This window comes from Pseudodesulfovibrio sp. zrk46 (assembly GCF_012516435.1).
Classification (GTDB): domain Bacteria; phylum Desulfobacterota; class Desulfovibrionia; order Desulfovibrionales; family Desulfovibrionaceae; genus Pseudodesulfovibrio.
The window spans coordinates 3,878,461-3,890,923 of sequence record NZ_CP051216.1 but is presented as its reverse complement, the minus strand read 5'-3'; the positions used below and the strand labels follow the sequence as shown (position 1 = coordinate 3,890,923).

The window sequence follows — 12,463 nt, the reverse complement described above, 5'->3', positions numbered from 1 at the left end:
AAACTCCCGCCAATCAGGTTGGCGGGAGTTTTTTATTTTTGATTTCGAATCAAGCGTTCGGACATGAATCCCAGAACAGTGCCGAGTATTGCAGATGATGCTAATATCGGGACAAACGCTGCCATGTCGGTGGCCGTTGTCATGATGGCGAACGGTATCCCGGTCAGCAGTGCTAGGATCAGTCCTGAAAGCCATCCATCCATGGGCAGGCGGGCATAGGTGATGATGATCCCCAATCCCAACCAGTGCAGGAATGACGCAAGGTTGGCTTGCCATGACAATCCTTGCAGTAACAGGGGAATGCCATCCACAATGCCAGCAGCGGTACCTAGGAGTAGAGCCTTGATAAGTTTGTCCATGGTCTCTCCTAGCTTTCCTTTCCGCTATTTGTCCATCTTGAAGTCGACTTTGATCTTGAACATCTTGTCCGCGGGCAAGTTCAGCACCTTGACGCCAGTGGCTTCGGTGATGGAGGCCAGAATTGCTTCGACAGCATCCATATCCGGAGCGATCAGGGCGAACCAGACGTTGAACTCATTCTCACGCAGATAGTTGTGCGTCACGCCGTCGTGTTTGTTCACTTCGGCAACGAATTCTTCAAGCTTGTCCTCCGGGCACGAGGCTGCGCACAGAGTGGACTGCCAGCCCAGAGCCTTGGAGGTGAAGTTCGCTCCCATGCGGCGGATGACGCCTGCCTTTTTCAGGTCGCGAACACGTTCCAGCACTTCTGCTTCGGGAAGCCCGACTTGTTTGCCGACTTCTTCGTAAGGACGGGAAACCAGCGGGAAGTGGGACTGGATGATATCAAGAATTTGCTTGTCGTAATTATCCATAATTATTTCTTGGGCTGCTTTTTCGGGGTGTAGGAGCAGAGCGGTTCCTCTTTCAGGTAGTGGCCCTTCATGGTCTGGGCGCGGGCACGGCAGCCGCCGCATACCTTCTCGTATTCACAGTGTCCGCACTTGCCGTCATAAACGTCGGGGTTGCGCAGGTTCAGGAATTGCTGGGACTGCTTCCAGATTTCCGGGAACGGGGTCTCGCGAACCTGTCCACAGTCGAGCTCCAGATAGCCGCATGGCTGCACCTGACCACGGTGCGAGATGAAGCAGAAGCCGATGCCGCCGAGACAACCGCGAGACACGGCGTCCAGGCCGAAGTTCTCGAAGTTGACCGGAGTACCTTCTTCCTTGGCGCGCTGGCGCAGGATGCGGTGGTAGTGCGGAGCACAGGTAGCCTTGAGCTGCATGTCAGTGGTCTTGCGGAAGTCGTAGAACCAGTTGAGTACGTCTTCATACTCTTCGGCTGTGATGACTTCGGTGCCAAGCTCCACAGCACGGCCGGTGGGCACGAGCAGGAAGATGTGCCAGGCGGAAGCGCCGATCTCTTCGCACAGATTGAAAATGTCTTTGAAGAGATGGAGGTTGTTCTTGGTGACGGTGGTGTTGATCTGGAATTCGATGCCAACATCTTTCAGATACTGGATGCCGCGCATGGCTGCATCGAAAGCGCCCACTTCGCCACGGAACTCATCGTGCTGGATAGCTTCAGGGGCGTCGATGGAGATGGAGCAACGTTCAATGCCAGCTTCTTTCATCTTGGCGGCTGTCTCAGGGGTGATCAGCGTGCCGTTGGGAGCCATGACACAACGCATGCCCTTGCCTTTGGCATAGGCAATGAGTTCATACACGTCGTGGCGCATCATGGGTTCGCCACCGGTGAAAATGATGATGGGGGAACCTACATCCGGGAATGTATCGATGAGAGCTTTTGCCTCTTCGGTGGACAGTTCGCCTTCGTACGGTTCCGGGTGTGCCTCTGCGCGGCAGTGCTTGCAGGCAAGGTTGCAGGAACGGGTTACTTCCCACGCGATGAGTCGGCAGATCGGGGTGACGCCATCATCAAGGAAACGTTTGGGTGCAGTCTCTGCACCGGGATGTGCGCCGCCGGGGTGGCCGCCTTTACCGTGAGGATGCCCGCCGGGGTGGCCGCCGGGATGGCCTTCAGGAGGGCAACCGCCCATGCCTCCGGGATGTCCTTTATGTTCGCTCATAATATATTCCCTTATTTTTTCAGGGCTTTCAAAACGTCTTCAGTGAAGTAAGTGAGAATCAGGTCTGCTCCGGCACGCTTGAAGGCGACCAGAGATTCCATAATCACGTTCATCTCGTCGATCCAGCCATTCAGTGCTGCGGCCTTGATCATCGAGTACTCACCGCTGACCTGGTAGGCCGCCACGGGAGTATCAAAGTTGTCGCGTACCTGACGGATGATGTCGAGGTAGGGCATGCCGGGCTTAACCATAAGGATGTCGGCACCCTCTTCAAGGTCGGCCACAGCTTCGCGCATGGCTTCACGGCCGTTGGCCGGGTCCATCTGATATGTCTTGCGGTCACCGAACTGCGGTGCAGATTCAGCAGCATCACGGAACGGGCCGTAAAATGCGGAAGCGTATTTGACCGCATAGGACATGATCGGGGTGTTGATGAAGCCTGCTTCGTCAAGTGCTTCGCGAATGGCGGCAACACGGCCGTCCATCATATCGGAAGGTGCGATGATATCAGCGCCTGCGCGGGCCTGAGAAACTGCAGTCTTGGCCAGCAGGTTCAGGGTGGGGTCGTTCTGCACGAACTCATTCTTCACGATGCCGCAATGGCCGTGGGAGGTGAATTCGCAAAGGCAGGTGTCGGCGCAGACGATGAGCTCGGGCCAGCGGTCCTTGAGAAGGCGAATGGCCTTCTGGACAATGCCGTTGTCATCATAGGCACCAGAACCTACTTCGTCCTTTTCGGCGGGGATTCCGAAGAGGATGCAGGATTTGAGACCGTTGGCGACGGCTTCACCAACCTTCTTCTCAAGCTGCTTGAGAGAGAGCTGATACTGGCCGGGCATGGAGACGATTTCTTTCATGAAGTTTTCGTCTTCGGTCTCCACCACGAAATAGGGCATTATCAAGTCACTGGCCGTGACCTCGTTCTCGCGAACCAGTTCACGCATGGTGAGGCTGGTGCGGAGTCGACGGCCGCGGAAAAAATCGGAAGGAATCATACTAACTCCTGGATAGCGTTAATCTCTGAGAAATCCCTGTACCCGATTTCGCTAGAATCGCCAATCAAGTGCACGGACTTTCTCAACAGATAAATCGCGCGCGCCGCGCCGACAAAAGTCTGGGAAAAGAGGAGGGATAGGGAGGCCGGAGGAAAGGGGGGATCAACTCCCTCCCCCCGGCCGCCTGAGACGAACCTCGCTTACAGCGGTTCGCCGGTGATTTCTTCGTCGGTGAGGTAACAGGCGGGATCCTGTGCCCAGAAGTCATCGTAGTATGCTTCGGCACGGGCGCGGAAGTTACCACCGCAGATGTTGAGGTAGCGGCACTTGGCGCAGCGACCCTTAACGTAGGGGCGCTTGTCCTTGAGCTTGTGCAGCAGTTCAATGTTCTCGTCCACCCAGATTTCGGAGAACGGGCGTTCCAGCACGTTGCCGAAGGTATGGTGGCGCATGAACTGGTCAGCGTGAACCTGACCATCCCAGGAGATGCAGCCGATGCCGCGACCGGTGGAGTTGCCTTCGTTCATCTTGAGGAGTTCGAGCACTTCCTTGGCGCGTTCCGGGTCTTCCTTGAGGAGACGGTGGTACACGTGGGGGCCGTCAGCGTGGTTGTCGACAGTCAGGACTTCTTTGGGCTTGCCCTTCTCGAAGAGCGCCCTGGTCTCGTCCATGATCAGGTCGACGACCTGACGGGTTTCCTGGTGGTTCAGGTCTTCCTTGATCAGCTCGGAACCACGACCGGAGTAAACCAGGTGGTAGAAGCAGATGCGGGGGATTTCCATGTCTTCGATGAGACGGAAGAGGTGCGGGATTTCAGGAGCGTTACGCTTGTTGATGGTGAAACGAAGACCGACCTTCAGGCCTTCTGCCATACAGTTTTCAACGCCCTTGAGAGCCTGCTTGTAGGAACCGGGAACAGCACGGAACTTGTCGTGAACTTCTTCTGCGCCGTCAATGGAGATGCCGACGTAGGAGAGACCAACTTCTTTCAGTTCCTTGGCCTTCTTTTTGGTGATGAGGGTTCCATTGGTGGAGATAACGGCGCGCATGCCCTTGGAAGTGGCATACTTGGCCAGGTCCACCAGATCTTCACGAACCAGAGGTTCGCCGCCGGAGAAGAGCATGACCGGTGCGCCGAACTGGGCGAGGTCATCGATGATCTCTTTGGCTTTCTCATTAGAAATAGGGTCTTTGTGAGCGCTGGGATCTACGGCGTGAGCGTAGCAGTGCACACATTTGAGGTTGCAGCGCTGGGTCATGTTCCAGACCACAACGGGCTTTTTATCTTTGGCGAACTGCAAAAGGTGGGAAGGCAGTTGGCCGGACTCGCGGTTGTAGCGAAGCGCGTCGGAAGGCTCCACGGCACCGCAGTAGAGTTTGGAAATACCAATCATTTAAAAATACCTCTCAGGTAAAGTGAAGGTCTGGGGTATCACACATCTTGCCCGGTGTAAAAGGACAAAAAGGACCTCGAGCGGCCCTTTTTGTCTCACCCCTGAGATGGGATGTAATAATTATTATTAGAAAGTCAAGCTTTTGCTGTCTTCCTACTCTGACAGGCGCAGCTCTACTCGGCGGTTCATACGCATGTCTTCTGCGGTCGAACCCTGGTTCAGGGGGCGGGATTTTCCGTATCCAACTGTCTCAACAAGAGCCGGATCAACACCCCATTTATTGACAAGATATTGTTTGACCGAATCAGCGCGATTTTTTGAGAGCTTTAGGTTGTAGGCATCTGTTCCGCGTTGATCTGCATGTCCGGCAATAATGATTTTTTTACCCTTGAGCTCCGGAGAGTTAAGGGCTTCACCGACGGCGTCCACCAAAGCGTAGGACTTGGGATCAATGCTTGCCTTGTTAAACTCGAACTGGATGTCTAGATTCACGCCTTTGACATCTGGGCGGACAGATTCATCTGAATCTTTATTGCCTTTGTCCTGCATTTTATCATCTGAGGGAAGGTCGTTATCACTTGGCATCTTCTTGGCGTCGTTTTCACCTGCGCCAGTCATAGCTGCCTCGGGTGTGGTAAGGTTCGCCTCTACGTCTCGAGCTGATTTGGCAAACTGAAACTTCTTGTCCGGATCAGGGAGCCAACCCTTGAGGGGGATAGCCATGTCCTTTGCAATGCTTCGTATGATTTTTGTAAACGGGGCAGTGCTTAAACGGTGCTCATGGGTGAAGTAGATGTAGTCATCAGGGTTCTTGCTTTCAATGCGTCCAGATTGGACCATTGACCAGAGCAGAGCGCCATTTCCAGCAGCATATACGTTGAGTTTAATGGTGATGGCCGTGTCATCTACAGTGTGACCAGCATAAAAATATGGGACATAGCCCAAGATGAGCAGGTCGGCGCCACGTCTGCGGGCTCTATCCAAAGCAGCATCCAGCCCCTGATAGGGAGTGCCGGATTGGAATTCCTGAATGGTGAAGAGACGTTCTTCCAACCAGGCGTTGTTGAAGATCTCAGCAAATGCATTGCTTAGTTGGAAATAGTCGCTGTTCTGCTGCTGAATGACAAAGGGATGGAAGTACGCAGTCAAGGGGCGATATTGTTTGCTCTTGGGGTGCACCGCCACTTGGAGTGACGACTTCCTGACAGCTGTGTCAGTGTAGACCTTGATGGAATCATTGATTGTCGGGTCCACATATGCGCACGCCGTCATTGTTAGTAACAGTAAGAAAAGTATCGCTTTTTTCATGGCATTCACCGGCTGGTTGTTGCAACATCTCCGGCAGTGCGCGCCACATCAATGACGCGCCCGGGGTTTTAGTCGGTAGAAAAGCAATATGTGTGCCTGAGAATATGAAGTTGTGTAAATGTAGAAAGGCTACGGAAGATCCGTAGCCTTTCTTTGTTTTATTGCAACCTGTCTGTGGGGGATGGAGCTGACTCGATTGATTCAAGTAAGCGCTCCCGCGATTCAATTAGTCCTTGGCGAAGAAGGAGCTTCTTGCCCGTGGAAAGCTTGCGGAATTCGGGACGATCTGCCAACTCGCTCAACCTTTCCATTTCGCTCAGCACGCTGCGGATGAGCTTTTGGATATCCCTGTCTCGCGGGCTCAACTGGGATGCAAGGACTGCAAGGTCACGAATGTCCAGTGCCATTTCCTTGAACTCGCGCGGATTGATCTGCTTTTCGAGTTTGCGTTGTGCCTTGAAGGCTTCAATCTTGTCTTTGAACCATTTGATCATGGTGTTCCTCTAGATGGTAGGCATTGAGCTTTGGAAAACCATCAATCCTGCGATCATGGCGAGAAGCAGGGGGATGAGACAGACCGGGATGACTTTTGCGTAGGAAGTTTTGTGAATGTAACGCAGGCCGGTTATCGTCAAGAACAGCCCCCAAATGGCGGCACAGAACATCCAGCCCAATTCGATTTCAGGCATGGGCATTGGAAAGATGCCGACAATGATGGGTGCGTTGGCATATGCCAGAGCACGGAATGTCCCTTCAAAGCCGCTGTTGTCTGCTCGCATGAGTTTGAGCAGTAAATGGTAAACGGCAGTGATGAAAAACTGTCCAGCAGCAATGAGTGCAGGCATGAACAGAAGCATAACGATGGGGGCCAGCGTTTGGGAAACGCCTGCCATGGCGTCGGCTCCATCAGGCCCAACAGAGGTGGAAAGCCCGACCATGCTCCAGAAGTACTGCACGAAGCCCTGGATCATGGTGATCAGGATCGTGAAGGTCAGAGGCTTTGCCAATCCACCGCCCACCGGCATGACAGAGAAGAAGAGGCGGGGAGAGGTCAGGATCAGCTTGATGGTCATGTACAGACCAAGGAAGAAACCATAGCGGTCGAGCTGTTCAAAAGGCGGAGGAACCAGAGGTGTGTTTTGATCCTCTTTTTCCTCCTGCAATTCATCGTCCATGGGATCTGGAAAATCTTCGCTGAATTCTCCTGTCCAGCCGGGAACCGGTTCGGGATCGTTGTCCTCATTACGATAGTATTGGGACGGCATGGTGTCGTCACCCTCGTAGAGGTGGTCGTCCTCATCTCGGTCCATGTGCCTGTCATCGTAGAATTCTTCCTGTGCTTCAGCAGATGCATCAGGGGGCGTCATGGTGTCGAGCTTTTCCCAGAGCTCCTCTCTAGGGTCTTCGTCGGGTGCGGAAATCCTCGGGAACGTTCTTTCCTCGGAGGCGGGAGCTGCAGGCTCTTGCACAACAGGAGCTTCCTGCTCGGCAGGTTCCTCAGCAGGCTCTATCGGTTCAATCCCCGGCAGAGTGCTCTGACGCAAATCTTTTTTCGCTGCCGGAGCTGCCTTGGCAGTCGGTTCCGGTTGAGCGGTCGGAGCTGCAGGAGTAGACTCTTCCAACTCAAAATCCTCCTCCGGAGGTAAATCGCGGAATTGGAATTTCGTCTGGCATTTCGGGCAGGTAGCGACCTGCGACCTCGGAGGTATTTTAGTCTCATCAACCTCACGGCTGAATTGGCATTCTGGACAGATTATTTCCATCGTCATCTCTTTGTTGACGTTGTTTTATTAATATTGAGTGCTCGTATCCATTTTGTACTGACAAATCAAGTTATCTGCAATGGAATGCACTTTAGGCGGGGTTCTCCTCAAGCAGCATGACCTGGAGTGCGCCCTGGATGAAAGAGGCTTCGGGGAAGCGGCTTCGCTTTATGTGTGGATAGTCGTCGTTGAGGAGGTGTTGAACTCTGTCGTCTGCGGCTTCGTCAAATCGTTTGAGCTTGGCGACCAGTTCTTCAGGTGTTTTACGCAGTCGGCTGTAGTGCAGAATAGGGGCATCCAGCGCAAGAGCCACGCGACCTTCGATGCCTGTGAGCTTTTCATGGACGGGACGTTCGAACCGCACGCCTTCATGATTGCGGAAGAGACGCAGTTGCAGGTCGGGCCAGAGGCCGAAGCCTACTTTGCAGTCGGATTCTTCGGGGTAGAAGGTCATCCGCGGGAAGTAGCATGCTTGAAGCCGTTTGATGAGCATGAGTGCGGTAAATAATGCCCAAGTGTCTTCGCTGAACAGTTCGTCGCCGTCAAGGTAGAGTACCCAATCGCCTTCACATTCATCCAGCATTCGGTTGCGTTGCTCGGAAAAATCGGTGAGCGGGTGTGCGAAATGTTTAATAGGAGCAGCGCACCTGAAATCGGTCTCAGGCACTTCTTCTGCATCCCAGACAACCACGATCTCTTTTACCCAGTCAGGGAACTGTGCGAAAAAAGTATCCAACTCAGGCTCTTCCGGGTTGAGAATGACGCCGACGCTCATATCCGGTGCCTGCACGGCAACGTGGCTGAGGTAAGAGCTGTTGATGGCCTGATGGGAACGGGCCGAAACAAAGAGACGCTGCAGAGACTGGTAGCGAGCCTTGTCATCATCGTTCAACTCTGGATTGAGCACAGTATGGCTTGATTCGGTGGTGGCTCCGGACATGGTCAGCAGGTAAAACTGGGCCCAGAGAGAAATGTCACCGATGACGCAGGTGCGTCCTTCATCTTCCTTCCATGTAGGGTTGGTTTCGAGAAAAGTGCGCACCGCAGCGGTGTCAGTTTCACAGATAATGAGGCGAGCACCGTCAGGAAGTGCTTCTGCCAGAGTCAATGCGGCTGCGCCTGATCCAAGGCCGAAGAGCACAAGGTTGTTAGCGCCGCTTTTGGCGAAAAGTTTGTGTGTACGTTCGGCAAATGTATCCATTTCTTCTTGGGCAACCGCAACGCGTGTGGTCGTTTCGGCGTTGTCCTTGAAGTCAAAGTCGAGGACCGCATTGGTATATCGGGGGATCAGAGAGATGCTCATGATTCTATTCCTTTCTCTTTAAGGAGTTCCAGATAGATGGTTTCGAGTTGTCGGGTTACGGTCTGAGCGCGATAGAGACGGGCAGCTTTTTCCTGTCCGGCCTTGCCCATGCGTTGCGCCTTATCCGGGTGGGTCAGCAAATAGCGGACTGCTGCGGCGTATTCATCTGTAGTTGTTGCAACTAATCCGGTCACACCGTGGTCTACCAACTCCAATTGGGCGTTGTCTTTCAGACCGGCGCACGGATGAGTGACTACGGGCAGGCCGCAGGCCATGGCCTCGGCGATAACGAGCCCAAAGGATTCGCCAGTGTCGTTGGCGTGGGCCAACAAGGAAATATCGTTCATAAACCCGGCGATCTCAGTGTCAGTCTGTACCGGATCTAGAAAGCTCACGTTATCTGCCAGACCATTTACTCGCACGTAGTCATGCGCTTCAGGAATGCCGCCTATTATATTGTATTGGAAGTCCGGGATGTCGCGTTTAAGGATTGGCAGAAACTCCAAAGCCAGCCGTGACCATTTGCCCGGATCGGGGCGGGAAATACGTCCTATTACCGGGCGGGTGAAGTCGTGATTGCTTACTGATGCCCTTGCGAAAAAGTCCGTATCTACAGGGTTGTAAACGAATGAATAGCGGGGTGCGGTCGCAATGATGTTATTGGTGGTGACAAAACGCTTAAGGCAGAAATCCGATACAAACAGAGTGCGGTCAATGATCTTTGCCGAAGGACTGGGGTCATGACGGCCAAACACATTAGTCTCCACCACACAAGGGATCTGGGCCAATTTAATTGGCTTGAGCAGTTCTGGTTCAGGCCAGCCTGCGCGGTGAACGTGGACGATGTGGGGACGGAACTTCTGTAATACCGAGAAGAGGTCACTGCCTATGTGGGTGTCGATGCCGAGCTTGCGAAGTTGGGAAGCTCTTTCTCCGTCCTTCGGGCTATAAACAGCCGGGTGAAATTGGGTCCGGTCTAGATGGGCAACAAAGAGTTGCATTACTTTTTCAGTGCCTCCCAAGCCAAGGGAGTTTGCAACATGGAGGACGCGGACAGTAGAAAAGGACATGGGCGAAAGGTGACATAAGGAGATGGTCTTGTAAATACGCCAAGTAACAGAAGACCAAAAGAAAACCGGCCCGAAGATCGGGCCGGTCTATCTAGCGATTGTTGCTGTATGCATTTGCCGCGCGGAATTTGGCCGCGTTGATGGCATTTCGAAGCTTTGGCGGCGGTGTGGGCTGCTGCGGTTTCTGAACCGGAGGAGCCTGGGGCGCTTCGGCTTGAGTCTCTGGTGCGACCTGTTGAGGGTCTGCAGCCTGCTGCGTTGGAGGCGGGGGCGGTGTCGCTTGCTGCCCCTGCGCGATTTGGGCTTGAGCTGCCTGCTGTGCCTTTTGCGCCTGTGCAGCCTGTTGAGCCTGAGCTGCCTGCTGTACTTGCGCCATCTCAGGCGTCAGTTTCGTCGGAGCTTTCGGAGCCTGCGGTTTTCCTGCCGGAGCCTGTGGAGGCACAGGCGAACTTGTTTGGGCCGTAGCCGGAGCTGTCTTGCCTTCCATAGCGGGGACGATCTGGGCATATGCTGATCGGATGCCGTCAAGAATCTTGATGACGTCGTCGATCATCTTCTTATCCATACGGATGTTCGCCTTGATCAGATGCGACGTGCAGAAATGATAGAGGGAGGAGAGCTTCGGAGTGATGTCGCCGCCCTTTTCCTTGTTCAGGCTCTCCATCAACTCATGGATGATGGCCATGGCCTTGGAAATGTAAATTCCCTTTTTGGCGTAGTCCTTGTTGTCGATCTCGATCTTCGCACGTTTGAGGAACTTGATCGCAGCTTCGTACAGCATGATCAGAAGTTCGCCCTGCGTTGTCGTTTCGACCTGGGTTGCGAGGTAGGCCCGTGCGGGGTTAGCCATTAACTCATCCTCCTGTATTAACTATTGAAGCTGGGTAAGGGAGTTTTCAAGCTGCCCTTGTCGAAGTTGATACTGCCCGAGGAGTGCGTCCAGTCGAGCGAACTTCAGCTTCAAGTTACGTTCCATCTTTTCGATGCGGGTAGTTTCATAAGCGATCTTGTCATCAATGTTATCCATGATGTCATTGTAGTTGTTCTGGAGAACAGCCAGTGGACCGCCTTCATATGTATATTCGTTATAGGGCTGTGTGAGTGCTTCGAGTTCCTCGATCATCTCACCGGTTTTTCCCTGTTTGATTGAGACTGTGCCGCTGTATGTGCCTGCGTTGGTGTTATCAAGTCGCAGAGCCATACCAAGGGTGTCACCAGATGTACTGGTGATTTCCCAACCGGAAATTTTGGCCGCTTCACCGTTGATGGTGGCGCTGGTGATCTGGTTGCCGTCGCTGACGATCTGTACGTCATAGACGCCTGGCTTGGTCGTTCCTTCCACCAATGAGGTGAAGGTGAAGTCCGGGGATTGGCTTTCGCCGATACCGTTGGCTGAGAATAATTCTGCCACGGCATCAGGATCTTCTTTCAGTGCCTCGTCAAACTTTTCCGAGTCGAGCTTGAGCAAGCCATACGTGGGTGATCCATCTTCTGCATCGGTCAGAATACCGATTTGAGACAGAGCGGCGTACTTGTCGCCGAGCAGGGTGTCAGGATCATAGTTAACGAATCCCTGTCCAAGCTCTGCAGTGATGTTCTTCATCTTCTGGGCAATCATATCCACACCGTAGTTACCGGTGAGGATGGAGCCTTCGCCTTCTTCATCTACTTCGGTGATGGCCTGAATCTGAGCTCTGACAACGTTCACCTGTTCAATGAACTTGAGGACGTTGTTCTTTATTTCCGTAGTGTCTGTCACCACGTTGAGCGTGATGTTCGTGCCTATATTGGCTTCATGCAGGTTGAGGGTCATTCCTTCAATGACGTCATCCACAGTATTGCTGGAGCGTTCGATCCAGCCGCCTGCAGCCGAAGGGAAACCGTTGACGCGAATCTGTGAGTTGACCGCGTTCTGAGTTTCATTGAAATCTGATGGGTTGAATACCATGCTGCCTGTATCTGAGATGACCAGCTGGTTGTCTGCTCCCTGATCCAGCCCATTGAGCTGGAGGTGATACACGGATCCATCAAATATGGTGGAAGCACGGACGATACCGCGTGTGTCAGCGTGGTTATTGATGAGGTTGACGAATCCATCCATGGTTGTGCCGGCAGAAATATTGCTGAGAGTGTAGGACTCGCCTGCGTAGGTGAATGAGAAATTCGTATTGCTGGTAACAATGGAGGAAGTCAGTGAGCTGACCCCGGATGCCGTGATATGCACATCGGTGGTAGCCAGTTGGCCTATTTCAATGGTGTGGGATGCTTCCTGGGCCGCATCAGTTGCAGTGGCAGTCAACTGAGTGGTGTGGGTAGAGTTGACGGCCTTGGCCATGAATTCGTTCATGGTGTCAAAGCTTTCAAGTGCCGTCTTCATATTGAGCATGGACGTGTTCAATGACTTGAACTGCTCATTCTTTGTTTCCCAGCTAGCCTTCCAGTTTTCCAGTCGGGTGACACGACGCTGCTCCACATTGATGAGGCCATCAATGAGTTGGTTGAAGTCCGTGCCGTTACCGAGGCCGGTAAAATTGATTGCTCCTGAGGTATACGTATCTGCCATGGCGGTTTCCTTAGTGG

12 protein-coding genes are annotated in these 12,463 nt (G+C 53.3%); all 12 read right to left on the bottom strand.

The annotated features are described in order from the left end of the window. Positions 1 to 32: 32 nt before the first annotated feature. A complete protein-coding gene (locus tag HFN16_RS17835; RefSeq protein WP_168892028.1) occupies positions 33 to 359 on the bottom strand; it encodes a hypothetical protein in 327 nt (108 codons plus the stop codon). Between the two features lie 24 nt (positions 360 to 383). Further along, positions 384 to 833, bottom strand: a complete 450-nt coding sequence (locus tag HFN16_RS17830; RefSeq protein WP_168892027.1) for an AsnC family transcriptional regulator — start codon at positions 831 to 833, stop codon at positions 384 to 386. Positions 834 to 835: 2 nt separating this feature from the next. Further along, a complete protein-coding gene (gene ahbD / locus HFN16_RS17825; RefSeq protein WP_168892026.1) occupies positions 836 to 2,050 on the bottom strand; it encodes a heme b synthase in 1,215 nt (404 codons plus the stop codon). Positions 2,051 to 2,061: 11 nt separating this feature from the next. Next, positions 2,062 to 3,045 carry a porphobilinogen synthase gene (hemB, locus tag HFN16_RS17820; protein WP_168892025.1) on the bottom strand — a complete coding sequence of 328 codons (984 nt, stop codon included), beginning with the start codon at positions 3,043 to 3,045 and terminating at the stop codon, positions 2,062 to 2,064. Between the two features lie 200 nt (positions 3,046 to 3,245). Continuing rightward, the gene (gene ahbC / locus HFN16_RS17815) at positions 3,246 to 4,439 is read right to left on the bottom strand and encodes a 12,18-didecarboxysiroheme deacetylase (RefSeq protein ID WP_168892024.1); all 1,194 of its coding nucleotides are present in this window, start codon (positions 4,437 to 4,439) and stop codon (positions 3,246 to 3,248) included. A 153-nt stretch (positions 4,440 to 4,592) separates the two neighbouring features. Further along, positions 4,593 to 5,747 (bottom strand): OmpA family protein, encoded by a 1,155-nt coding sequence (locus HFN16_RS17810; protein WP_168892023.1) that lies wholly within the window; start codon positions 5,745 to 5,747, stop codon positions 4,593 to 4,595. Positions 5,748 to 5,905: 158 nt separating this feature from the next. Next, positions 5,906 to 6,241 (bottom strand): hypothetical protein, encoded by a 336-nt coding sequence (locus HFN16_RS17805; protein WP_168892022.1) that lies wholly within the window; start codon positions 6,239 to 6,241, stop codon positions 5,906 to 5,908. Positions 6,242 to 6,250: 9 nt separating this feature from the next. Next, positions 6,251 to 7,369, bottom strand: coding sequence for a Yip1 family protein (locus tag HFN16_RS17800; protein ID WP_247648379.1), 1,119 nt, complete (start codon positions 7,367 to 7,369; stop codon positions 6,251 to 6,253). A gap of 232 nt (positions 7,370 to 7,601) precedes the next feature. Further along, positions 7,602 to 8,813, bottom strand: coding sequence for a glycosyl transferase family 2 (locus HFN16_RS17795; protein WP_168892020.1), 1,212 nt, complete (start codon positions 8,811 to 8,813; stop codon positions 7,602 to 7,604). Then, a complete protein-coding gene (locus HFN16_RS17790; protein ID WP_348771061.1) occupies positions 8,810 to 9,814 on the bottom strand; it encodes a glycosyltransferase family 4 protein in 1,005 nt (334 codons plus the stop codon). Before HFN16_RS17790 ends, HFN16_RS17795 begins: the two co-directional genes overlap by 4 nt. 160 nt (positions 9,815 to 9,974) lie before the next feature. Then, positions 9,975 to 10,733: a flagellar export chaperone FliS gene (gene fliS / locus HFN16_RS17785; protein WP_168892018.1), complete on the bottom strand. Its 759-nt coding sequence runs from the start codon at positions 10,731 to 10,733 to the stop codon at positions 9,975 to 9,977. A gap of 21 nt (positions 10,734 to 10,754) precedes the next feature. Further along, positions 10,755 to 12,446 (bottom strand): flagellar filament capping protein FliD, encoded by a 1,692-nt coding sequence (gene fliD / locus HFN16_RS17780; RefSeq protein ID WP_168892017.1) that lies wholly within the window; start codon positions 12,444 to 12,446, stop codon positions 10,755 to 10,757. Positions 12,447 to 12,463: the final 17 nt, after the last annotated feature.